Source organism: Streptomyces siamensis (genome assembly GCF_039543605.1).
GTDB lineage: Bacteria > Actinomycetota > Actinomycetes > Streptomycetales > Streptomycetaceae > Streptomyces > Streptomyces siamensis.
Genome location: NZ_BAABKB010000002.1, coordinates 1,379,978 through 1,401,962, shown reverse-complemented (window position 1 = coordinate 1,401,962; position 21,985 = coordinate 1,379,978). Strand labels below are relative to the sequence as shown.

The following is a 21,985-nucleotide window of genomic DNA, read 5'->3' as shown; positions in this document are numbered from 1 at the left end:
GTTTGCTCAGAAACAGTGATCCACGACGACGTGATCCACGACGAACGGAGCCGGGCCCGATGGGCGAGCAGCATCCCGTGAAGTTCCCGCAAGAGGTCATCGACGAGTACGCCGCCCTGGGCGTCGACCTGCCCGCGCTGTTCTCCGCGGGCCACCTCGGCACCCGGATGGGCGTGCAGATCGTCGAGGCCTCCGCGGACCGGGTCGTCGGCACCATGCCGGTCGAGGGCAACACCCAGCCCTACGGCCTGCTGCACGGGGGCGCCTCCGCCGTCCTCGCCGAGACCATCGGCTCCGTCGGCGCGATGCTGCACGGCGGCATCACCAAGATCGCCGTGGGCGTCGACCTGAACTGCACGCATCACCGCGGAGTGCGCTCCGGCCTGGTCACCGGCGTGGCCACGCCCGTGCACCGGGGCCGCACGTCGGCGACGTACGAGATCGCCATCACGGACGAGGACGGCAAGCGCGTCTGCAGCGCGCGGCTCACCTGCATTCTCAAGGACGCGCCCGGCCTCTGACGTCCGGCCGCGCCCCTCGCCCGACGACGGACCAGGGGCGCGCACCCTCTTCCTGGCGCGCGCCCGGCCGGCCCTGCGGCGCGCCGTCTCCTGGCGCGCCCCTTCCCACCGGCGGGCGCGCCTCTTCCCGCGGCGCGCGGGTCGCCGCACCGGAGTGCGACGACGGCGCACGCCGCTGGAGCGGACGAGTCCGACGGAGCAGATGAGTCCGGTGGAGCAGATCAGCCAGATCCAGCCGAACGGCCCGGCGGAGCGACTCGGTCCCATCGAGCCGAACGGCCCGGCGGAGCGGATCAGTCCGGGAAGCGCTCGGTGAACAGGGACCAGCCCTCCGGCCAGTCGCCCAGCCCCGACTCCGCGTTGATGTGCCCCTTGGGGCCGACGTTCACCAGCGGGGCACCCAGCCGCCCGGCGGCCGCCACGGCGTACTCCATGGATCCGTAGGGATCGTCCTCACTGGCGACGAGCACGGCCGGAAAGGGCAGCGGCTCGTGCCGGGGAGCGTCGAAGCCGACCGCCGCCGCGGGGAATCCGGGACCGTGCGGATCGGGCATGGCGACCAGGAACGCTCCGACGACGCCCTCGTCGGCGTGGTCGACGGCCCACTCGGCCAGCACCGAACAGCCGAGGCTGTGGGCGACGAGGACCTTCGGCCCCGCGATCGAGCCCAGCGCGGAGTCCAGGTCGCGCACCCACGCGTCGCGGTCGGGTTCGTCCCATATGTCGTGCTCCACCCAGACGCTGCCGGGGAGCCGACCGCGCCACAGGGACTGCCAGTGCTGCGGCCCGGAGTTGCCGATGCCCGCGAGGAACACACAGGTCGCCGACCGTTCCATGCCCACCCCTCGTGTGCGCGGGACCCGGCCGGCGGTCCCCCGCCGACGTCCTTGTACGGAGACGGGGCACGCTGCCCGGTCCGTCCGGCTCGTCCGCCGTTATAGCAACCCGGGGCGATCAAGGACCAATGCCGCCCGCATGCCAAGACGGCTCGGTGGCGGGTGCGGCCAACTCCTCGTGCCACGGGTCCCATTGGCGGAGTCACCGGCTCCGGCTTAGCGTGAGGCATGACCGGCATCGGGCCCGTCGAGCCGTTCCACCCCGATGACCCCGACGGCCCCCACCAGGACCCGCCACCCGACCTCCTGTGGTCGAACTCCTCGCGCGCCCGCGCCCGTTGGGACGCCCTGCCGCGCTCCCGGCAGCGTCTCGTCCAGGCCCTTCTGGTTGCCGCGACCGTCACCGGCGCCTTCCTCCTGCTGCGCCCGGACCCGGCCGGACAGGACACCCCTAACCCGTACCCCTGGCCGGCAGGCGTCACGAACGTGTACTACAAGGGCCGGGGCCCGGCGCCCGCCACCTTCCGCTTCGAGGTCGACGTCTCGCGCGGCAGCCCGGTCACCGTCCATCAAGTGGGCGCAGGACTGCCGGAGTTGGGGGCCACCACGACCCCCGGCCTGCCACTGACAGTGAAGGCGGGCTCGCCCCGGCTGATCACGGTGCGCATCTCCGTATACAAGTGCAACGCGCTCCCGCCGGCCCTCGACCTCCCGCACCTCGACCTGCTCCTCAGCAACAGGACCGCTCGGCAGCAGCAGAGCTTTCTCTTCGGCGGCGCCTACCCGCGGGACCTGTGGGCCGACCTGCACGCCGCCTGCTTCCCCAACCCGAGTTCGCCCGCGCCCACTTCGTCCCACCGGGACACCCGCCGCGACCTCACACGGCGGTAACAGTGGGTTACCTCTGCCGTAATGAAGCAATGGCCCGGCCGCGGCCGTGTCCGGATCTCGTCCCACGGAAGGCGGCGGCCACCCGCCGGTTCGGCCGGGTCCGGTCGACGTCATGAACCGGAACTGGGCGTTCTCAGCATGCGAACACACGGTGCCCCCCGGACCGCTGCGCCCAAATAGTCCGATCGTCCGGCCTGCGCCCACCGGGACAGCCCCCGCATAACAAGAGCGTCACAGCCTTCCCCGCGCTCCTCCCCATGCCCCCTACCTGCGCTTAGAGTCACGGCCAGTCACCGCGCCGCCGGGCGCGTCTGCTGCACGGCCTGTTTCACCCAGTACGGCCCGGCGAGACTCACGGCCCCCACCTTGGGGTGCCGCGCCAGGGAGAGGAATCAACGTGCGACACCGTTCTTTGGTCATACTCACCTCCGTGCTCACCACGGGAGCACTCACGCTGACCGCCTGCGGCTCGCGCGACGACGGCGGGGACAGCAAGGACAGCGGCAAGAAGACCGAGATCATCATCGGCGTCGACGCGCCGCTGACCGGCCAGAACTCGGCCACCGGCCTCGGCATCCAGGGCGGCGTCCAGATCGCCGTCAACGACGCCAACAAGAACAACACCGTTCCCGGCGTGACCTTCAAGGTCCAGGCGCTCGACGACAAGGCGATCCCGGCCCAGGGCCAGTCGAACGCCACCCAGCTGGTCCAGAACGACAAGGTCCTCGGCGTCGTCGGCCCGCTCAACTCCGGTGTCGCCACGCAGATGCAGCAGGTCTTCGCCACGGCCAACCTGGTCGAGATCTCGCCGTCCAACACGGCTCCCGAGCTGACCCAGGGCAAGAACTGGCAGACGTCGAAGTCGCGTCCGTTCAAGACGTACTTCCGCACCGCCACCACCGACGCCCTCCAGGGCGGCTTCGCGGCCGACTACGCCTACAACACGCTGAAGAAGCGCAAGGTGTTCGTCGTCGACGACAAGCAGACCTACGGTGCCGGCCTCGCCAAGCTGTTCAAGGCGGGCTTCACCAAGTCGGGCGGCAAGGTCGCGGGCGAGGACCACGTCAACACGGGCGACACGGACTTCTCGGCCCTCGTCACCAAGATCAAGAAGTCGAAGGCCGACCTCGTGTACTACGGCGGCCAGTACGACGAGTCGGAGAAGCTCACCAAGCAGCTCAAGGACGGCGGAGCCAAGATCCCGCTGTTCGGTGGTGACGGCATGTTCACCCCGACCTACATCGAGACCGCCGGCAAGACGTCCGAGGGCGACCTCGTGACCTCCGTCGGCCAGCCCGTCGACTCGCTGCCCTCCGCCGCCGAGTTCATCAAGAAGTACAAGGCCTCCGGCCTCAAGGGCGACTACGGCACCTACGGCGGCTACTCCTACGACGCCGCGACCGCCATCATCAAGGCGATCGGCAACGTCGTGAAGGACGGCAAGGTCCCGGACGACGCTCGCGCCAAGATCGTCGCCGAGGTCCAGAAGACCAAGTTCGACGGCATCGCCGGCCCCGTCTCCTTCGACGAGTTCGGTGACACCACGAACAAGCAGCTCACCGTCTACCAGGTCGTCGACGGCAAGTGGAAGGCCGTCAAGAGCGGCACGTTCAACGGCTGATCCACACTGCCGCTAGCACCATCCAAGGGCCGCGCGGCCAGACCACCCGTCACCGCGCGGCCCGCTTCATACGCCCTGCTCAACACTCCCCACCACATGGAGGCCATGCGGTGAACACCCTGCCGCAGCAGCTGGCCAACGGGCTGTTCCTCGGCTCGATGTACGGGCTGATCGCCATCGGCTACACGATGGTGTACGGCATCGTCCAGCTCATCAACTTCGCCCACGGCGAGATCTTCATGACCGGCGGCTTCGGCGCGCTCACGGTCTACCTGTATGTCCTGCCCGACGGCACCACCATGTGGATAGCCCTCCCAGCGATGCTGATAGGCGGCGGCCTCGTCTCCGTCCTCATCGCCGTCGGGGCGGAACGCTTCGCCTACCGACCACTGCGCGGAGCACCACGCCTCGCACCGCTCATCACCGCCATCGGTCTCTCGCTGGCGCTCCAGCAGGTCGTCTTCAACGGGTACCCGAACGCCAAGAACGACCTCAAGTTCCCGCAGCTCCCCTTCGGGCCCTGGCACATCGGTTCCGTCAGCATCCAGAGCGGCTCCTTCTTCGTCATCGTCGCCGCCCCGATCTGCATGGCCGCCCTCGCCTTCTTCGTCCGTCTCTCGCGCACCGGCCGTGCCATGCAGGCCACCGCGCAGGACCCGGACACCGCGCAGCTGATGGGCATCGACACGAACCGCATCATCGTGATCGCCTTCGCCATCGGCGGCTTCTTCGCCGCGGTCGCGGCCGTCGCGTACGGCCTGCGCTACGGCACCATCAAGTACGACATGGGCTTCCAGATGGGCCTCAAGGCCTTCACCGCGGCCGTCCTCGGCGGCATCGGCAACATCTACGGCGCCATGATCGGCGGTCTCGTCCTCGGCCTCGCCGAGACCCTGGCCACCTCCTACATCGACGGCATCCCGGGCATGCAGCAGCTCGGCGGCGGCGGCTGGTCCTCCGTCTGGGCCTTCGTCCTCCTCATCCTCGTCTTGCTGTTCAGGCCACAAGGCCTGGTCGGCGAACGCGTCGCGGACAGGGCGTGAGCACCATGGCATCCATCGACACCACGGCCCCGGAGCGCGGGCTGATCGCACTGCCGCAGGCCGTCGCCCGCGTCCTCGTCGCGGTCGGCGCCGTCGCCACCATCGCCAGTACGTTCATGTCCTGGACGTACACGGACGAATTCCCCGGGGACCTCACGTACTACGGCTCCCCGGCCGGTCTCCAGATCCTCGACCTCGTCGCCGGCGCCGTCACCCTGCTCTTCGCGCTGACCCTGTGGAACGTGCGCGGCCTCGGCTGGCTCAACCCGGCGGGCGCCACCCAGCCCGTCGTCCTCGCGTCCTGCTCCGCCTTCGCGGTCAGCTGGTTCAGCGCCATCGCCATCGCCGTGGACCTCAAAGGCCTCGTCGCCCTGGACCCCGGTGCCTACGTCACCGCCGTCGGTTCCCTGATCGCGGTCCTCGGAGCGCTCGCGCTGCCCAAGCCGGGCGACACCTTCAAGGACTACGTCACCAAGCCGGAGAACATCCCGCCGGCCGCCAAGCTCCCGGTCTGGGGCGAGCGCCTCGTCATCACCGGCGCCACCGCCGCGGCACTGATCATCTTCGCCTACGGTGTCGGCGTCGACCCCGAGGCGAGCGAAACGTTCCTCGGCTATCTGCTGCTGGTCGTCTTCGGCGTCTGGGCGCTGATGACCGCGGGCCTCTTCGACCGGTTCGCCGCCCTCAACGCCCGCCACAAGGGCTTCGCCACCTCGATGGCGTTCCTGGCCGCGGCGCTGTTCCCCTTCGTCGAGAACAACGAGCACAACTCGAACCTCGGCGTGAACATCCTCGTCGTCGCCACCGTCGCCCTCGGCCTCAACATCGTCGTCGGCCTCACCGGTCTCCTCGACCTCGGATACGTCGCCTTCCTCGGTGTCGGCGCCTACGCCGCGGCCCTCGTCTCCGGCTCGGAGTTCTCCCGCTTCTCCGGCGTCCAGTTCCCCTTCTGGGCCGCGATGCTGACGGGCATGGCCGCGTCGCTCGTCTTCGGTGTCCTCATCGGAGCCCCGACGCTGCGGCTGCGCGGTGACTACCTCGCCATCGTGACCCTCGGCTTCGGAGAGATCTTCCGCATCTCCGTCAACAACATGGACGGTTCCTCCGGGCCCAACCTCACCAACGGCCCCAACGGCATCTCCATGATCCCGGACCTCACCATCTTCGGGTTCAACTTCGGCAGCAGCCACGACGTCGTCGGGGTCACCCTCGGCCGGTTCGCGAACTACTTCCTGCTGATGCTGATCATCACGGCGATCGTGGTCGTCGTCTTCAACCGCGCCGCCGACTCCCGTATCGGCCGCTCGTGGATCGCCATCCGCGAGGACGAGACCGCCGCCACCGCCATGGGCATCAACGGCTTCCGCGTCAAGCTCATCGCCTTCGCGCTGGGCGCCTCGCTCGCCGGCCTCGCCGGCACCGTCAGCGCCCACGTGGGCTACAGCGTCAACCCGGCCCCCTATCAGTTCGCCGGCTCGGTGCCGCCCAACTCCGCCTTCCTGCTCGCCGCGGTCGTCCTCGGCGGCATGGGCACCGTCAACGGCCCGATCCTCGGCGCCTCGCTGCTCTACCTCCTCCCCGAGAAGCTCGGCTTCCTGAAGGAGTACCAGCTCCTCGCCTTCGGCCTCGCGCTCATCATCCTGATGCGCTTCCGCCCCGAGGGCATCGTGGCCAACCGCCGCCGCCAGCTCGAATTCCACGACACCGGCCAGCTCGACATTCCGGAGCAGGCCCTGCCCGACACCACCGTCGGCGTCACGAAGGCAGGGGCGTGACCCACATGACCACCACCACAGCCCCCACCCCGGTGCTCGAAGCCAGCGGCGTCACCATGCGCTTCGGCGGTCTCACCGCCGTCCGCAGCGTCGACCTCACGGTCAACTCGGGTGAGATCGTCGGCCTCATCGGACCCAACGGCGCGGGAAAGACCACCTTCTTCAACTGCCTGACGGGCCTCTACGTCCCCACCGAGGGCAAGGTCGCGTACAAGGGCAAGGTCCTCCCGCCCAAGCCCCACCTGGTCACCAGCGCGGGCATCGCCCGTACCTTCCAGAACATCCGGCTGTTCGCCAACATGACCGTTCTGGAGAACGTGCTCGTGGGCCGGCACACCCGGACGAAGGAAGGTCTCTGGTCCGCGCTCCTGCGTGGTCCGGGCTTCCGCAAGGCCGAGGCCGCGTCCCGTGAACGCGCCATGGAGCTGCTGGAGTTCATCGGTCTCGACCACAAGGCCGACCACCTCTCCCGCAACCTCCCCTACGGCGAGCAGCGCAAGCTGGAGATCGCCCGCGCCATGGCGAGCGACCCGGGTCTGCTGCTCCTCGACGAGCCGACCGCGGGCATGAACCCGCAGGAGACTCGGGCGACGGAAGAACTCGTCTTCGCCATCCGTGACCGGGGTATCGCCGTGCTCGTCATCGAGCACGACATGCGCTTCATCTTCAACCTGAGCGACCGTGTCGCCTGTCTCGTCCAGGGCGAGAAGCTCGTCGAGGGCACGTCGGAGGTCGTCCAGGGCGACGAGCGCGTCATCGCCGCCTACCTCGGTACGCCGTTCGAGGGCGCCCCCGGCGAGGAGGAGGCCGCGGAGGTCGAGGCCGCCGAAGCCGGAGCCGCCGAGGCTGCCGAGGCCGCCGAGGCGTCGAGCAGCACCAGCAAGGAAGGAACCGCCCAGTGACCGCACTGCTGGAGGTCGAGGACCTCAAGGTCGCCTACGGCAAGATCGAGGCCGTCAAGGGCATCTCCTTCACCGTCGAAGCCGGTCAGATCGTCACCCTCATCGGCACCAACGGCGCCGGTAAGACGACGACTCTGCGCACCCTCTCCGGGCTCCTCAAGCCCAGCGGCGGGCGCATCCTCTTCGACGGTCAGCCCCTCGCCAACGTCCCCGCTCACAAGATCGTCGCCCTCGGACTCGCCCACTCCCCCGAGGGCCGGCACATCTTCCCCCGTCTGACCATCGCGGAGAACCTCCAGCTCGGAGCGTTCCTGCGGAGCGACAAGGCGGGCATCGAGAAGGACATCCAGCGGGCCTACGACCTGTTCCCCATCCTGGGCGAGCGGCGCAAGCAGGCCGCGGGAACCCTCTCGGGCGGTGAGCAGCAGATGCTGGCGATGGGCCGGGCGCTGATGTCCCAGCCCAAGCTGCTCATGCTGGACGAGCCGTCCATGGGCCTCTCGCCGATCATGATGCAGAAGATCATGTCGACGATCGCCGAGCTGAAGGCCGCCGGCACGACGATCCTGCTCGTCGAGCAGAACGCCCAGGCGGCGCTCTCGCTCGCCGACCAGGGGCACGTCATGGAGGTCGGCAGCATCGTCCTCTCCGGCACCGGTCAGGACCTGCTGCACGACGAGTCCGTGCGGAAGGCGTACCTGGGCGAGGACTGAGGCACCCCGCCCGGCACGTCCCCGGACGCGCGAAGAGGCCCGCACCCCTCGGGGTGCGGGCCTCTCGCATGCGCCCGGTACGGGCTCCGCTCGCCGTCGCGGGCGGCGCACCGGCCGCAGCGGTGCGGCGGGCTAGCCCTTCGCGGCCTTCTTCTCCGCGGCGTCCTGGATGACCGCCTCGGCGACCTGCTGCATGGACATCCGACGGTCCATGGACGTCTTCTGGATCCACCGGAACGCGGCCGGCTCCGTCAGCCCGTACTCCGTCTGCAGAACGGACTTGGCCCGGTCGACGAGCTTGCGCGTCTCCAGCCGCTGGGTGAGATCCTCGATCTCCTTCTCCAGCGCCTTCAGCTCGGTGAAGCGCGACACCGCCATCTCGATGGCAGGCACCACGTCGCTCTTGCTGAAGGGCTTGACCAGGTACGCCATCGCGCCGGCGTCACGGGCCCGCTCGACGAGGTCGCGCTGCGAGAACGCGGTCAGCATGAGGACGGGGGCGATGCTCTCCTCGGCGATCTTCTCCGCCGCGGAGATCCCGTCCAGCTTCGGCATCTTCACGTCGAGGATCACGAGGTCCGGCTTGTGCTCGCGGGCCAGCTCGACGGCCTGCTCACCGTCGCCCGCCTCGCCCACGACGGTGTAGCCCTCCTCCTCCAGCATCTCTTTGAGGTCGAGTCGGATCAGTGCCTCGTCCTCAGCGATGACGACACGGGTCGTCAGCGGAGGCACGTGCGACTTGTCGTCGTCGGGCGCGTCTACGGGCTGGGGCGACTCGGGGGCGGTCACGGGGGCTCCTCGTTCAGGGCGCGGGTACTGCTCCCAAGAGCCTACCCAGCTGCGGTATGGTGGTCAGGCAGCGGGTCGGGGTAAACCTTCGATTCAGCGGGCCCCGGTAGCCCAATTGGCAGCAGGCAATGGATTCAAAACCCATACAGTGTCGGTTCGAGTCCGACCCGGGGCACTTTTCTTTCGATTCCAAGGTCGCAATCCAGAAGTGGATGTTCCTTTTCCGATGAACATCCGCGCCTTTTGCGCGCGTCGCGACCATGGGTTCCCCGGCGCATTCGCCCCGGGCGCCAGGACATGACAGCCACACCCCCGTCCATGAACCGGACTGACCACGCATGTGCGTTGGGGCTCCGAACCGGCCTGGAACAGCACCGCCCGATCGCCACCCGGCCGTGACGTCGTGGCACACCGACGGGCCCCTCCGGACGATTCCGCAGGGGCCCGTCGCCGTACCGCCTACTTGGGGCTGTCGTCCTCACCGATGTGGTGCACGCGGACCAGGTTGGTCGAACCGGAGACCCCGGGCGGCGATCCCGCCGTGATCACGACGATGTCGCCCTTCTCGCAACGGCCGTACTTCAGGAGCAGCTCGTCCACCTGTTCCACCATGGCGTCGGTGGAACCGACGTGCGGGCCGAGGAAGGTCTCCACGCCCCAGGTGAGGTTCAGCTGGGAGCGGGTCGCCTGGGCCGGGGTGAAGGCCAGCAGCGGGATCGGCGAGCGGTAGCGGGACAGCCGACGGGCCGTGTCCCCGGACTGGGTGAAGGCGACGAGGAACCGGGCGCCCAGGAAGTCGCCCATCTCGGCGGCGGCGCGCGCCACGGCACCGCCCTGGGTGCGGGGCTTGTTGCGCTCGGTCAGCGGCGGGAGCCCCTTGGCGAGGATGTCCTCCTCCGCCGCCTCCACGATGCGCGCCATGGTGCGCACGGTCTCGACGGGGTACTTGCCGACGCTCGTCTCGCCGGACAGCATCACCGCGTCCGTGCCGTCGATGACGGCGTTGGCGACGTCGGAGGCCTCCGCGCGGGTGGGCCGGGAGTTGTCGATCATCGAGTCGAGCATCTGGGTGGCGACGATGACCGGCTTGGCGTTCCGCTTGGCCAGCTTGATGGCGCGCTTCTGGACGATCGGCACCTGCTCCAGCGGCATTTCGACGCCGAGGTCGCCGCGCGCGACCATGATGCCGTCGAACGCGGCGACGATGTCGTCGATGTTCTCGACGGCCTGGGGCTTCTCGACCTTCGCGATCACCGGGAGGCGGCGGCCCTCCTCGTCCATGATCCGGTGGACGTCCTCGATGTCCTTGCCGCTGCGGACGAACGACAGGGCGATGACGTCGAATCCGGAGCGCAGGGCCCAGCGCAGGTCCGCCTCGTCCTTCTCGGAGAGGGCGGGGACGGAGACGGCGACACCGGGGAGATTGAGACCCTTGTGGTCGGAGACCATGCCGCCCTCGACGACGGTGGTGTGCACACGGGGGCCGTCGACGCCCGTGACCTCCAGGCAGACCTTGCCGTCGTCGACGAGGATGCGCTCACCGGGCGTGACGTCGGAGGCCAGACCCCCGTAGGTCGTACCGCAGGTCTGGCGGTCGCCCTCGAAGCCTTCCTCGACGGTGATGGTGAAGCTGTCTCCGCGTTCAAGGAGTACGGGACCTTCGCTGAAGCGGCCGAGCCGGATCTTCGGGCCTTGAAGGTCGGCGAGGATGCCGACGCTGCGGCCGGTCTCGTCGGAGGCCTTCCGCACGTGCTGGTAACGCTCCTCGTGCTCGGCATAGGTGCCGTGACTGAGGTTGAAGCGGGCTACGTCCATTCCGGCATCGACCAGTGCCTTGATCTGGTCGTACGAGTCGGTGGCGGGGCCCAATGTACAAACGATCTTTGCTCGGCGCATGTTTCGAGCCTAGGCCTTACCGGCGGGTAGAGAATTGGTCGCGTGTGACTACTCAACAACGCTTGCGTGAAGCGTTATTGACAAGTGTTGAATTGTGCGCCGGGGCGCTCCGATGAGCATTCATTCGGAAGCGCCCCGGAACAATTCGAGGGACCCTTCGCCCCTCCATTCGAAATACCGGACATTCGGCGGTCACAACCGCGGCGGGGCCATCGTGAAGCGGGCGTTGACCTGGGCGTAGACGTGCTGGCGCTGCGGTTCGAGGTCGAGGGGCGCGGCTTCCTCGTCCGCGGACGCGGCGTACACGGACCGTGAGCGCGCGGCGCCGGCGAGACCGTACGGCTGGACGTTCTCCGCGCCGATGTCCGCCAGTTCCACCAGGGCCGTAAGGGTGGTGCCGAGGGCCTCCGCGTACTCGCGGGCGCGCTGCACGGCCTCGCGGACCGCCTGCTGCCTGGCCCTGCGGTGTTCGGGCGAATCCGGGCGCAGGCCCCACCACGGGCCGTCGACACGGGTGATCTGGAGGTCCGCCAGTCGTGTGGTGAGTTCGCCGAGCGCGGTGAAGTCGGTGAGTTCGGCGTCGATCCGGACACGGCCGACGTAGGCGTGGACGCGTTCGCCGCGGCCGTGCCGGGTCAGTTCCGGGGCGATGGAGAACCCGCCGGTCTCCACGCGCTCGACGGCGTCTCCGTAGGACTTCACCAGGTCGAGTGCGGCGGCGTTGCGGCGGGTGAGGTCGGCGAGCGCCTCCTGCCTGTCCTTGCCGCGCGCGGCGACGGTGACGCCGATCCGGGCGATCTCCGGGTCGACCTCCAGGTGGGCCTCGCCGCGCACGGCGATGCGCGGGGACTCGGGCGTCCCGTACGGGACGGCGAGTTGGGATTCTTCCGGGGCGGAGTCTGCATTGGGGGCCATACGTCCCACTCTGTCACCGAGGCGGCCGGTTGTGGCGCCCACAGGTCATCAGAAAGAAACCTCACGGACCTGTTGCCGCCGTGGCGCGTGGGCCAGAATCTACGCGCGTCGTCGACCTATTTTCCAGGAGCCACAGACATGCCGTTGAACCGCAGGAAGTTCCTCAAGAAGTCCGCCGTGACGGGTGCGGGCGTCGCGCTCGCCGGCGCGGCTGCGGCTCCGGCGGCGCAGGCCGCCGAGGCCGAGGGCGGCAAGAAGCCCAAGCGGTACTCCCTGACGGTGATGGGCACGACGGACCTGCACGGCCACGTCTTCAACTGGGACTACTTCAAGGACGCGGAGTACAAGGACGCGGCGGGCAACGCCCAGGGCCTGTCCAGGATCTCGACGCTGGTGAACCAGATCCGCGAGGAGAAGGGCCGCTGCAACACGCTCCTCCTCGACGCGGGCGACACCATTCAGGGCACCCCGCTGACGTACTACTACGCGAAGGTCGACCCGATCACCGCCAAGGGCGGTCCGGTGCACCCGATGGCACAGGCGATGAACGCGATCGGCTACGACGCGGCGGCCCTCGGCAACCACGAGTTCAACTACGGCATCGAGACGCTGCGGAAGTTCGAGTCGCAGTGCCGCTTCCCGCTGCTCGGCGCCAACGCGCTCGACGCGAAGACCCAGAAGCCCGCCTTCCCGCCGTACTTCATCAAGACGTTCCACGTGCCGGGTGCCGCGCCGGTGAAGGTGGCCGTGCTCGGTCTGACGAACCCGGGCATCGCGATCTGGGACAAGGCCTACGTGCAGGGCAAGCTGACGTTCCCGGGACTCGAGGAGCAGGCTGCCAAGTGGGTGCCGAAGCTGCGCTCCATGGGCGCGGACGTCGTCGTCGTGTCGGCGCACTCCGGTTCCTCCGGCACCTCCTCGTACGGTGACCAGCTGCCCTACGTCGAGAACTCGGCGGCCCTGGTGGCCCAGCAGGTGCCGGGCATCGACGCGATCCTCGTCGGCCACGCGCACGTGGAGATCCCCGAGCTGAAGGTCACCAACACCGCCACCGGGAAGACGGTCGTCCTGTCGGAGCCGCTGGCCTTCGCCGAGCGGCTGTCCGTGTTCGACATCGAGCTGGTCTTCGAGAAGGGCCGGTGGCAGGTCGAGTCGGTGGCGTCGTCGGTCCGCAACTCGAACTCGGTCGCCGACGACCCGAAGATCACCAAGCTGCTGAAGGACGAGCACGCGGCTGTCGTGGAGTACGTCAACCAGGTGGTCGGCACGGCGACCGACACCCTGACGACGGTCGAGGCACGCTACAAGGACGCCCCGATCATCGACCTGATCACCAAGGTACAGGAGGACGTCGTCAAGGCGGCGCTGGCGGGCACCTCGTACGCCTCGCTGCCCGTGATCGCGCAGGCGTCGCCGTTCTCGCGGACCTCCGAGATCCCGGCCGGCAACGTGACCATCCGCGACCTGTCCAGCCTGTACGTGTACGACAACACCCTGGTCGCCAAGGTGATGACGGGCGCTCAGATCCGGGCGTACCTGGAGTACTCGGCGGAGTACTTCGTGCAGACCGCGGCCGACGCGCCGGTCGACGTGGAGAAGCTCACCAACGCGAACAACCGCCCCGACTACAACTACGACTACGTGTCGGGGCTCCAGTACGACATCGACGTCGCGCAGGCGGCCGGTTCGCGCATCAAGAACCTGACCTACAACGGCGCCGCGCTGGACGACGCCCAGCAGTTCGTGCTCGCCGTGAACAACTACCGCGCGAACGGCGGCGGCGCCTTCCCGCACGTCGCGTCGGCCACCGAGGTGTGGTCGGAGTCGACGGAGATCCGCACGCGGATCTCCGAGTGGGTGACCGCCAAGGGCACGCTGGACCCGAAGGAGTTCGCCTCCGTGGACTGGAAGCTGACGCGGAACGGCACGCCCGTCTTCTAGCCCACGAGGCCTGTCCTCACGTCCGGGTGGCCCGTTCCCGGGCTTCCTGGCAACCGACGGCGCCGGCGCGGACTCCGCGCCGGCGCCGTCGGCGTTCCGGCGGGGGCGCGCCGCCTCGCCTACCGCCCGTCGACGAGCGGGGTGAGCGTCAACTCGTCCCGGCGCGCGCCCGGGACCTGCTGCGGCTCGAGCCCGAACGTGGTGAAGGCGGTACGACCGGGCAGCGGATAGGGATCCTTGCCGGTGAGGGAGTTGAGGATGGTGGCGCTGCGCCAGGCGGCGAGGCCGAGATCGGGCGCACCGACACCGTGGGTGTGGAGTTCGGCGTTCTGGACGTACAGGTGGCCCGTGACGCAGGGGTCCAGCACGAGGCGGAAGTGGTCGTCGATCCGGGGGCGCTCGGCGGTGTCGCGGCGCAGGTAGGGGTCGAGTCCGGCGAGGATGCGGCCGAGCGGGCGTTCGCGGTAGCCGGTGGCGAGGACGACGGCGTCGGTGGTGAGCCGGGAACGGGCGCCCTGCTGGACGTGCTCCAGGTGGAGTTCGACCTTGGTGGTGGCGACGCGACCCGCGGTGCGCACGGTGACGCCGGGGGTGAGGACGGCGTCGGGCCAGCCGCCGTGCAGGGTGCGGCGGTAGAGCTCGTCGTGGATGGCGGCGATGGTGTCGGCGTCGATGCCCTTGTGGAGCTGCCACTGCGCGGCGACGAGCCGGTCGCGGACCGGTTCGGTCAGGGCATGGAAGTAGCGGGTGTAGTCGGGCGTGAAGTGTTCCAGGCCGAGCTTGGAGTACTCCATGGGCGCGAACGCCTCGGTACGGGCCAGCCAGTGGATCTTCTCGCGTCCGCCGGGACGGTTGCGCAGCAGGTCGAGGAAGACCTCGGCTCCGGACTGTCCCGCGCCGATCACGGTGATGTGCTCGGCGGTGAGGAACCGCTCCCGGTGCTGGAGGTAGTCCGCGGCGTGGATGACGGGCACGCCGGGTGCCTCGACCAGGGGTCTGAGGGGGTCGGGAATGTGCGGGGCGGTGCCGACGCCGAGCACGATGTTGCGCGTGTACGAGCGGCCCAGCGCCTCGGCCTCCCCGTCGGCGTCGAGCTGGCTGAAGTCGACCTCGAAGAGGGCGCGTTCGGGGTTCCAGCGGACGGCGTCGACCTGGTGGCCGAAGTGCAGTCCGGGGAGGCTGTCGGCGACCCACCGGCAGTAGGCGTCGTACTCGGCGCGCTGGATGTGGAAGCGCTCGGCGAAGTAGAAGGGGAAGAGGCGGTCGCGGTCCTTGAGGTAGTTGAGGAACGACCACGGGTTCGCCGGGTCGGCGAGGGTCACCAGGTCTGCCAGGAAGGGGACTTGGAGGGTGGCGCCGTCGATGAGCAGGCCGGGGTGCCAGTCGAAGCCGGGGCGCTGTTCGTAGAAGACGGTGTCGAGTTCGGCCAGGGGGTGGGCGAGGGCGGCGAGGGAGAGGTTGAACGGGCCGATGCCGATGCCCACCAGGTCGCGGGGTGCTTCGGCGGCGGGACGTGGGGGGTTGGGCGTCTGGCTCATCGTGGTGTGTGTCCTTCCACCAGTTTCAGGAGGTTGGCCAGGTCACCCGGCCGGGTGTGAGGGTTGAGGAGGGTGACCTTGAGCCAGAGGCGGCCGTCGAGAGCGGCGCGGCCGAGGACGGCGCGGCCCTCGTGCAGAAGGGTGCGGCGCACCGCGGCGACGGCGGCGTCGGACGCCCCTGTGGGCCGGAACAGGACGGTGCTGATGACCGGCCGGTCGTAGAGCTCGAAGCCGGGATCCGCCGCTATCAGGTCGGCCAGTTCGGCGGCATGCGCGCAGACCTGGTCGACGAGCGCGCCGAGGCCGGCCCGTCCCAGCGTGGCGAGGGTGACGGCGATCTTGAGGATGTCGGGGCGCCGGGTGGTGCGCAGGGAGCGGCCGAGGAGGTCGGGGAGGCCGGCCTCGGTGTCGTCGTCGGCGTTCAGGTAGTCGGCGCTGTGCTGCAGGACGGCGAGGTCGCTCGCGTTCCGTACCGCGAGGAGTCCCGCGGCCACGGGCTGCCAGCCCAGTTTGTGCAGGTCGAGCGTGACGGTGTCGGCGCGGTGGAGCCCGTCGAGCCGCGCGCGGTGCCGGTCGCTGAGGAGGAGGCCTCCGCCATAGGCCGCGTCGATGTGGAGGCGGGCGCCGTGCGCCGCGCACAGGTCGGCGATGTCGGCCAGCGGGTCGAGGAGTCCGGCGTCGGTGGTGCCGGCGGTGGCGGCCACCAGGAGGGAGCCACGGGGGCCGGGGAGTTCGGTGAGCGCCTCGTCGAGGGCGGCGGGGTCCATCGTGCCGGCCGGTGCGGGGACGACGACGGGCTCGGGCAGGCCGAGCAGCCAGGCGGCGCGGTGCAGGGAGTGGTGGGCGTTGGCGCCGCAGACCAGCCGCACGCCTCCGCGGGCCTCACGGGCGAGGAGAAGGGCGAGCTGGTTGGACTCGGTGCCGCCGGTGGTGACGAGGGCGTCGGCCCGTCCGGGAGGCTCCTCGGCCCCCGCGTAGACCTCCGCGGCCAGGGCCGCGGTGACGAGGGCTTCGAGCGCGGAGGCGGACGGCGCCTGGTCCCAGGAGTCCAGGGACGGGTTGAGGACGGCGGCGGCCAGGTCGGCGGCGGCCGCGACGGCGAGGGGCGGGCAGTGCAGGTGGGCGGCGCACAGCGGGTCGGCCGGGTCGGCCGAGCCTGCCGCCAGGGCGCGCACCAGGACGCGCAGGGCGTCGTCGCGGCCCTCCCGGGGCAGCACCTCGCCCACCGCGTCGCGCACGTGCCGCGCGACCGCCTCCGGGCCTCCGGCGGGCAGCGGGCCCCCGCGTGCCGCCGCGCCCTCGCGCAGGGCGTCGAGGACGGTGTCGAGCAGTGGCCGCAGAGCGCCGGGACCTTCGGGACCTGAGGCGAGGGGCGGCGTGCTCATGGGGTGTCCTCCGGTGGGCGCGCGGCGGGGCGATTCCCAGGGTGTACGCATTTCGGGTCGGCGCGCCCGTATGGGACAACGATCCGACCCGAAAGGGGGTACTGCCGTGCGGAGGAAATGTGTCGGGGCGGCCGGGGTGCTACGCGCCGCGGTCCGCCCGCGGGCCCGGTGCGCCCCGCCGCCCCGGTTCGCCCGTGGGCCCTGCGTGCCCGCCGCCCCGGTTCGCCCGCAGGCGCTGCGCGCCCGCCGTGCCGGCCCGTCCGGTGCTCGGCGCTGCTCAGGTGCTGGAGGGGCCGGGGATCGGCACGTCCGGCACCCGGGCACGAGACGTCCAGAGACGCGCCCGGGCACGAGACGTCCAGAGACGCGCCCGGGCACGAGACGTCCAGCACCGCGCCCAGGCACGAGACGTCCAGCACCGTGCCCAGGGACGAGGCGTCCAGGGCCGCGCCCCGGGGCGAAACGTCCGGCACCGCGCCCAGGGACGACACGTCCAGCGCCGTGCCCGGGAACGAGGCGTCCGTGCCCGCCCCCCGGGGGGGGCGGGCACGGATCTCCCGGGATCAGGCCTCGCGGACCCGCAGCGCCCGTGCGAGATCGTCGAGTTGGTCCGCGAGCTTGCGCCGCAGCGCCGGAATGGGCTCGGCGTCCCGCAGACATGCCTCGCCCAGCGCCAGCGTCCGGTCGGAGATCGCGTGCACGGGGAACGCCCAGCGTCCCGCCGCCTCGGCGATCGCGGGACCGCGACGGGCGGCGACGGCCACCGCGTCCGGCCAGTACCGCTCGACGTACTCCCGTACCAGCTCGGCCTGTTCGGGCTGCCAGAAGCCCTGGGCGGTGGCGGTGAACAGGTAGTTGGACAGGTCGTCGGTGGTGAACATCTCCTCCCACGCCCTGCGCTTGGCCTCCGGGTCGGGCAGCGCGGCCCGGCAGCGGGCGGCGCCTTCCTGGCCGGTGGCGCTCGGGTCCTGGACGAGTTCGGCGTCGATGACCGCGTCGTCGACGGCGCCGAGCACGGCGAGCCGGCCGAGGATGCGCCAGCGCAGCTCCGGGTCGAGTTCCGGGCCGCCGGGCACGGTGCCCTCGGAGAACCAGGCACTGATGGTGTCGGGGTGGGCCGCGACGTCGATGAAGTGGCGTACGGCGGTCAGGCGCAGCCCCGGGTGGGACCCGTCCTCGGTGCGGCGGATCAGGTCGCGGCACAGGTCGGTGAGGGTGGCGAGCGCGGCGGGCCGCTCCTCGGCGGACGCGAACCGGTCGGCGACGTGGGCGGTCGCGAACGACAGGACGCCCTGGACGAGGGCGAGGTCCGTCTCCTGCGGGAGGTGGGCGCGGGCGGCCTCGACGTAGGCCATGGCGGGCAGTTCGCCGTCGCGCACGGCGTCCCGCAGGGCGTTCCACACGACCGCGCGGGTGAGCGGGTCGGGCAGGCCCGAGAGGGAGCCGCGCACGGCCCCGAACGACTCGGCGTCGAAGCGGACCTTGGCGTACGAGAGGTCCCCGTCGTTCAGGAGGAGCAGGGCCGGCCGCTTGCCGATGGCCACCGGCTCGGCCTGCGGCACATCCAGTTCGAGGCGCTCGCGGAGGGTGAGACGGCCCCCGTCGGAGAGGTCCGGGTCGTAGAGGCCGACGGCGATGCGGTGCGGGCGGCTGCCCCGGTGCTCGACGGTGAGGGTGTGGCCGCCGTCGGCCGCCGCGGTGACCGTGGGGACGAGGGTGTCCACGCCGGTGGTGCGCAGCCAGGAGTCGGCCCAGGCGTGCACGTCGCGCTCGGTGGCGGAGGCGAGGTTGTCGATGAAGTCGGCGAGGGTGGCGTTGCCGAACTTGTGGCGGGCGAAGTGGGTGTTGATGCCGGCGAGGAAGTCCTTCTCGCCGAGCCAGGCCACCAGTTGACGCAGGGCGGAGGCGCCCTTGGCGTAGGAGATGCCGTCGAAGTTGAGCATGGCGGACGCGGTGTCGGGGACGGCCTCCGGGTCGGGGGCGACGGGGTGGGTGGAGGGGCGCTGGTCCGCGTCGTAGCCCCAGGACTTGCGGGCGACGCCGAAGTCGGTCCAGGTGTCGGTGAAGCGGGTGGCCTCGGTGAGGGTCTGGTAGCCCATGTACTCGGCGAAGGACTCGTTCAGCCAGATGTCGTCCCACCAGCGCAGGGTGACGAGGTCGCCGAACCACATGTGGGCCATCTCGTGGGCGATGACCATGGCGCGGGTCTGCCGCTCGGTGTCGGTGACGGCGGAGCGGTAGACGAATTCGTCGCGGAAGGTGACGAGCCCGGGGTTCTCCATGGCGCCGGCGTTGAACTCGGGGACGAACGCCTGGTCGTAGGAGTCGAAGGGGTAGGGCTCGTCGAACTTCTCGTGGTAGCGGTCGAAGCAGGCGCGGGTGACGTCGAGGATCTCGTCCGCGTCGGCGTCCAGGTACGGGGCGAGGGAGCGTCGGCAGTGGATGCCGAAGGGAAGACCGCGGTGCTCGGTGCGCACGGAGTGCCAGGGGCCCGCGGCGACGGCGACGAGGTAGGTGGAGACCAGCGGCGTGGGGGCGGCCGTCCAGCGGCCGTTGCCGAGGTGCTCGGTGACGCCGTTGGCGAGGACGGTCCAGCCCTCGGGGGCGGTGACGGACAGCTCGAAGACGGCCTTCAGGTCGGGCTGGTCGAAGGCCGCGAAGACGCGCTGGACGTCCTCCATGAACAGCTGGGTGTAGACGTAGGTCTCGCCGTCGGTGGGATCGGTGAAGCGGTGCATGCCCTCGCCGGTGCGGGAGTAGCGCATGACGGCGTCGACGCGCAGTTCGTGCGCGCCCGCGGTCAGGCCTTTGAGGGGCAGCCGGTTCTCGGCCAGGGTCTCCGGGTCGAGGGGCTGCCCGTCGAGGGTGACGGAGCGCAGCTCGGCGGGCTTCAGCTCGACGAAGGTGTCCGCGTCGGCGCGGGCGGTGAACCGGATGACGGTCCGGGAGTCGAAGGTCTCGTCCCCGCGGGTCAGGTCGAGTTCGATCCCGTAGTGGTGGACGTCGAGGAGCTTGGCACGGGTCTGCGCTTCGTCGCGCGTCAGTACGGACATGAGGACATGCTGCCTGATGGCTCCGACAGGGCACAGAGGTGGTCCGGTACGCGGCATATGCACACCACCACTCGCCTCCCGCTCCACCCCGCGGTCCTCCTCCCGCGGAGCGGGCCCTACGGGGTGCGGCCCTGCTCCAGCGTGCCGTTGCGGGGCTCGCGCTGGACGGGGAAGCGGGTGTCCGGGCGGGGCAGGACCGGGCCGGCGGCGCGCGGGCCGGCGTCCTTGGCCTGTGCGCGCAGTTCGCGCAGCTCCTCCTCCAGGGCCCGGTGGCGCCGGTGGCTGTCGAACAGGTAGCGGACCTTGGTGCGCAGCGCCCAGGGGTCGACGGGTTTCATGAGGAGGTCGGCGACACCGAGGCCGAAGGCGGTGGAGGTGAGTTCGGCGTCGGGGCCGAAGCCGGTGAGCAGGATGACCGGGATGTGCTGGGTCTGCTCCACCCGGCGCATGTAGCGCACCACGTCGAGTCCGCTGACGCCGGGCATGCGCACGTCGAGCAGGAGCAGCCCCACCTGGCCGCGCAGGACCTCCTTGAGCGCCTCGTCGCCGCTGGTGGCCCGCGCCACCTGGTAACACAGCGGTGCCAGGGCGCTCTCCAGGGCGTACAGCGTGTCTTCGTGGTCGTCGACGATGAGGATCTTGGCATCCGACGGCATGGCCCGACGTCCCCTCGGTTGGGCGTACAGCTTATGCCCGTACGGACTCACGGGCTGCGCCCGTGGCCTGACAGCGCGTGCCCGGCAGGGCGTGCTGGGCGTGCGTTCGGCGCGTGCTCTTGTTCCCGGCATGTGCCCGGCGTGTACCCGGCACGGAGTGTTCAGGCAGGATGCACGTTCGGACCGCCCGGTGTCACTCCCCCGCGTCCGCCGCGGCGCCTCCCGCGTCGTCCGCGATGCGCTCGTGGTGCCGGATGACCTCGGCAATGATGAAATTCAGCAACTTTTCGGCGAAGGCCGGATCCAGTTTGGCGCTTTCGGCCAGCCTGCGCAGCCGCTCGATCTGCTGGGCCTCGCGGGACGGGTCCGCGGGCGGCAGCTGGTGCGCGGCCTTGAGGTGCCCGACCTGCTGGGTGCACTTGAAACGCTCGGCGAGCATGTGCACGACGGCGGCGTCGATGTTGTCGATGCTGTCGCGCAGCCGGGCGAGTTCGGCGCTGACGGCGGGGTCGACTTCCTGGGGCTTGCTCGTGGTCATGAGGTCCCACCCTACGTGGCCTCGGGCCGCTCGATCATGGGCGGATCGTCGGGGTCGGGGATCCGGTCGCTCCAGCCACCGGGGACGGTCCGTCCCTGCTGGGCCCGGAAGCGGACCGGAGCCATGCCGACGCGCCGGGTGAACAGCCGGGAGAAGTAGGCGGGGTCGTCGTAGCCGACGCGGCGGGCGACGGCGGCGACCGGGAGTTCGGTGGCGGCGAGGAGCTCCTTGGCGCGTCCCAGGCGGATGCCGAGGAGGTAGTCCTTGGGGCTGCATCCGGCGCCGCGGCGCACGGCGCTGCGCAGTTCGGCGGGGGTCATGCCGTGCCGGGCGGCGTGGTCGGCGACGGACATCGCCTTGAACGCGTCGCGGGCGAGCGCCTGGAGGACCTCGTCGCCGTCGGGGGCGAGGTCGGCGCGGGCGCGGCGCAGGGCGACGAGGAGCTCGTGGACGGCCGCGCCCGTCTCCACCTCCAGCAGGGGGTTGCCGCGGCGGGCGGCGCGTGCGATGCGGCCCACGACGGCGCGGGCGGCGGCCGCGTCGGAGAGGGGCACGACGGGCCGGCCGGGTTCGATGTAGCCGAGTTCGGTGTACGTGGCCGCCGCGGGTCCCGTGAAGTCGACGAAGCATTCGTCCCAGCTCGGGTCGGGCCCGTAGTGGTGCGGCACTCCGGGGGTGAGCCAGATCAGGGCGGGCGCGGTGACGGGATGGCGGTGACCGTCGGGGGTGCGGTACCAGCCGCTGCCCGCACCGATCACGACCGCCACGTGATGGTCGAGGGTGCGGGGGCCGACGGCGGGCAGCTCGCCGTGCTGGAGGCCGACGCCGAGGCAGGCGAGGCCGAGCCGGTGGTGGACGGGGCCGGGGGTGAAATAGCGCATCCAGGTGTGGTACATCCGCTTCCCTCCCGCCTGTCCGGCCGCCTCTTGCGTCCAATCAGCGACGATCTTTGTCCATGGACGCCACTGCCGC

18 protein-coding genes and 1 tRNA gene are annotated in these 21,985 nt (G+C 70.5%); 9 read left to right on the top strand and 10 right to left on the bottom strand.

The genetic code is table 11. The annotated features are described in order from the left end of the window. Positions 1–59: 59 nt before the first annotated feature. Entirely contained in the window at positions 60–521 is a 462-nt protein-coding gene (locus ABEB03_RS08920) for a PaaI family thioesterase (protein WP_345643964.1), read from the top strand. Between the two features lie 293 nt (positions 522–814). Here ABEB03_RS08920 and ABEB03_RS08915 read toward each other — a convergent pair whose 3' ends face one another. After that, positions 815–1,357, bottom strand: a complete 543-nt coding sequence (locus ABEB03_RS08915) for an RBBP9/YdeN family alpha/beta hydrolase (RefSeq protein ID WP_345643961.1) — start codon at positions 1,355–1,357, stop codon at positions 815–817. 228 nt (positions 1,358–1,585) lie between these two features. On the opposite strand from ABEB03_RS08915, the gene ABEB03_RS08910 reads away from it, so the two are divergent. From ABEB03_RS08910 to ABEB03_RS08885, 6 genes are all read left to right on the top strand, one after another. Beyond that, on the top strand, positions 1,586–2,248 hold the full coding sequence (locus tag ABEB03_RS08910; protein WP_345643958.1) for a hypothetical protein: 663 nt from the start codon (positions 1,586–1,588) through the stop codon (positions 2,246–2,248). Positions 2,249–2,645: 397 nt separating this feature from the next. Further along, a complete protein-coding gene (locus ABEB03_RS08905) occupies positions 2,646–3,869 on the top strand; it encodes a branched-chain amino acid ABC transporter substrate-binding protein (RefSeq protein ID WP_199791461.1) in 1,224 nt (407 codons plus the stop codon). 110 nt (positions 3,870–3,979) lie between these two features. Then, positions 3,980–4,912 (top strand): branched-chain amino acid ABC transporter permease, encoded by a 933-nt coding sequence (locus ABEB03_RS08900; RefSeq protein ID WP_028803097.1) that lies wholly within the window; start codon positions 3,980–3,982, stop codon positions 4,910–4,912. Positions 4,913–4,917: 5 nt separating this feature from the next. Further along, a complete protein-coding gene (locus ABEB03_RS08895; protein ID WP_345644193.1) occupies positions 4,918–6,687 on the top strand; it encodes a branched-chain amino acid ABC transporter permease in 1,770 nt (589 codons plus the stop codon). A gap of 5 nt (positions 6,688–6,692) precedes the next feature. Beyond that, on the top strand, positions 6,693–7,589 hold the full coding sequence (locus tag ABEB03_RS08890; protein ID WP_037765489.1) for an ABC transporter ATP-binding protein: 897 nt from the start codon (positions 6,693–6,695) through the stop codon (positions 7,587–7,589). Continuing rightward, complete coding sequence (locus ABEB03_RS08885; protein ID WP_028803100.1) at positions 7,586–8,302, top strand: ABC transporter ATP-binding protein; 717 nt, start codon at positions 7,586–7,588, stop codon at positions 8,300–8,302. Before ABEB03_RS08890 ends, ABEB03_RS08885 begins: the two co-directional genes overlap by 4 nt. Positions 8,303–8,434: 132 nt before the next feature. Here the strand turns inward: ABEB03_RS08885 and ABEB03_RS08880 are convergent, their stop codons facing one another. After that, complete coding sequence (locus tag ABEB03_RS08880) at positions 8,435–9,091, bottom strand: ANTAR domain-containing response regulator (RefSeq protein WP_028803101.1); 657 nt, start codon at positions 9,089–9,091, stop codon at positions 8,435–8,437. Positions 9,092–9,191: 100 nt separating this feature from the next. Here ABEB03_RS08880 and ABEB03_RS08875 point away from each other — a divergent pair. Further along, positions 9,192–9,266 (top strand) — tRNA-Leu (locus ABEB03_RS08875). A 284-nt stretch (positions 9,267–9,550) separates the two neighbouring features. Here the strand turns inward: ABEB03_RS08875 and pyk are convergent. Beyond that, positions 9,551–10,987 carry a pyruvate kinase gene (gene pyk, locus ABEB03_RS08870; protein ID WP_345643942.1) on the bottom strand — a complete coding sequence of 479 codons (1,437 nt, stop codon included), beginning with the start codon at positions 10,985–10,987 and terminating at the stop codon, positions 9,551–9,553. Between the two features lie 192 nt (positions 10,988–11,179). Beyond that, positions 11,180–11,902 (bottom strand): SIMPL domain-containing protein, encoded by a 723-nt coding sequence (locus tag ABEB03_RS08865; RefSeq protein ID WP_345643939.1) that lies wholly within the window; start codon positions 11,900–11,902, stop codon positions 11,180–11,182. A 138-nt stretch (positions 11,903–12,040) separates the two neighbouring features. Between ABEB03_RS08865 and ABEB03_RS08860 the strand changes: the two genes are divergently transcribed. Continuing rightward, on the top strand, positions 12,041–13,843 hold the full coding sequence (locus ABEB03_RS08860) for a bifunctional metallophosphatase/5'-nucleotidase (protein ID WP_345643936.1): 1,803 nt from the start codon (positions 12,041–12,043) through the stop codon (positions 13,841–13,843). A 119-nt stretch (positions 13,844–13,962) separates the two neighbouring features. Here ABEB03_RS08860 and ABEB03_RS08855 read toward each other — a convergent pair whose 3' ends face one another. The 6 genes from ABEB03_RS08855 to ABEB03_RS08830 all read right to left on the bottom strand — a co-directional run bounded on the left by ABEB03_RS08855 (position 13,963) and on the right by ABEB03_RS08830 (position 21,909). Further along, positions 13,963–15,381 carry a lysine N(6)-hydroxylase/L-ornithine N(5)-oxygenase family protein gene (locus ABEB03_RS08855; RefSeq protein WP_345643933.1) on the bottom strand — a complete coding sequence of 473 codons (1,419 nt, stop codon included), beginning with the start codon at positions 15,379–15,381 and terminating at the stop codon, positions 13,963–13,965. Then, positions 15,378–16,766, bottom strand: coding sequence for a pyridoxal phosphate-dependent decarboxylase family protein (locus ABEB03_RS08850; RefSeq protein WP_345643930.1), 1,389 nt, complete (start codon positions 16,764–16,766; stop codon positions 15,378–15,380). The genes ABEB03_RS08855 and ABEB03_RS08850 overlap by 4 nt, the downstream gene beginning before the upstream one ends. Before the next feature lie 563 nt (positions 16,767–17,329). Then, positions 17,330–19,819, bottom strand: a complete 2,490-nt coding sequence (gene pepN / locus ABEB03_RS08845; RefSeq protein ID WP_345643927.1) for an aminopeptidase N — start codon at positions 19,817–19,819, stop codon at positions 17,330–17,332. Between the two features lie 116 nt (positions 19,820–19,935). After that, entirely contained in the window at positions 19,936–20,475 is a 540-nt protein-coding gene (locus ABEB03_RS08840; RefSeq protein WP_345643924.1) for a response regulator, read from the bottom strand. A 193-nt stretch (positions 20,476–20,668) separates the two neighbouring features. After that, the gene (locus ABEB03_RS08835; RefSeq protein WP_095933631.1) at positions 20,669–21,013 is read right to left on the bottom strand and encodes a chorismate mutase; all 345 of its coding nucleotides are present in this window, start codon (positions 21,011–21,013) and stop codon (positions 20,669–20,671) included. 11 nt (positions 21,014–21,024) lie between these two features. Further along, positions 21,025–21,909: a helix-turn-helix domain-containing protein gene (locus ABEB03_RS08830; protein ID WP_345643919.1), complete on the bottom strand. Its 885-nt coding sequence runs from the start codon at positions 21,907–21,909 to the stop codon at positions 21,025–21,027. Positions 21,910–21,985 lie beyond the last annotated feature (76 nt).

What these genes read in the sequence shown, in the direction of transcription:
- pepN (WP_345643927.1), bottom strand. Translation starts at nt 19,819, where the DNA reads ATGTCCGTACTGACGCGCGACGAAGCGCAGACCCGTGCCAAGCTCCTC.
- ABEB03_RS08910 (WP_345643958.1), top strand. Translation starts at nt 1,586, where the DNA reads ATGACCGGCATCGGGCCCGTCGAGCCGTTCCACCCCGATGACCCCGAC.
- pyk (WP_345643942.1), bottom strand. Translation starts at nt 10,987, where the DNA reads ATGCGCCGAGCAAAGATCGTTTGTACATTGGGCCCCGCCACCGACTCG.
- ABEB03_RS08890 (WP_037765489.1), top strand. Translation starts at nt 6,693, where the DNA reads ATGACCACCACCACAGCCCCCACCCCGGTGCTCGAAGCCAGCGGCGTC.
- ABEB03_RS08895 (WP_345644193.1), top strand. Translation starts at nt 4,918, where the DNA reads ATGGCATCCATCGACACCACGGCCCCGGAGCGCGGGCTGATCGCACTG.
- ABEB03_RS08830 (WP_345643919.1), bottom strand. Translation starts at nt 21,909, where the DNA reads ATGTACCACACCTGGATGCGCTATTTCACCCCCGGCCCCGTCCACCAC.
- ABEB03_RS08835 (WP_095933631.1), bottom strand. Translation starts at nt 21,013, where the DNA reads ATGACCACGAGCAAGCCCCAGGAAGTCGACCCCGCCGTCAGCGCCGAA.
- ABEB03_RS08860 (WP_345643936.1), top strand. Translation starts at nt 12,041, where the DNA reads ATGCCGTTGAACCGCAGGAAGTTCCTCAAGAAGTCCGCCGTGACGGGT.
- ABEB03_RS08865 (WP_345643939.1), bottom strand. Translation starts at nt 11,902, where the DNA reads ATGGCCCCCAATGCAGACTCCGCCCCGGAAGAATCCCAACTCGCCGTC.
- ABEB03_RS08915 (WP_345643961.1), bottom strand. Translation starts at nt 1,357, where the DNA reads ATGGAACGGTCGGCGACCTGTGTGTTCCTCGCGGGCATCGGCAACTCC.
- ABEB03_RS08850 (WP_345643930.1), bottom strand. Translation starts at nt 16,766, where the DNA reads ATGAGCACGCCGCCCCTCGCCTCAGGTCCCGAAGGTCCCGGCGCTCTG.
- ABEB03_RS08840 (WP_345643924.1), bottom strand. Translation starts at nt 20,475, where the DNA reads ATGCCGTCGGATGCCAAGATCCTCATCGTCGACGACCACGAAGACACG.
- ABEB03_RS08920 (WP_345643964.1), top strand. Translation starts at nt 60, where the DNA reads ATGGGCGAGCAGCATCCCGTGAAGTTCCCGCAAGAGGTCATCGACGAG.
- ABEB03_RS08855 (WP_345643933.1), bottom strand. Translation starts at nt 15,381, where the DNA reads ATGAGCCAGACGCCCAACCCCCCACGTCCCGCCGCCGAAGCACCCCGC.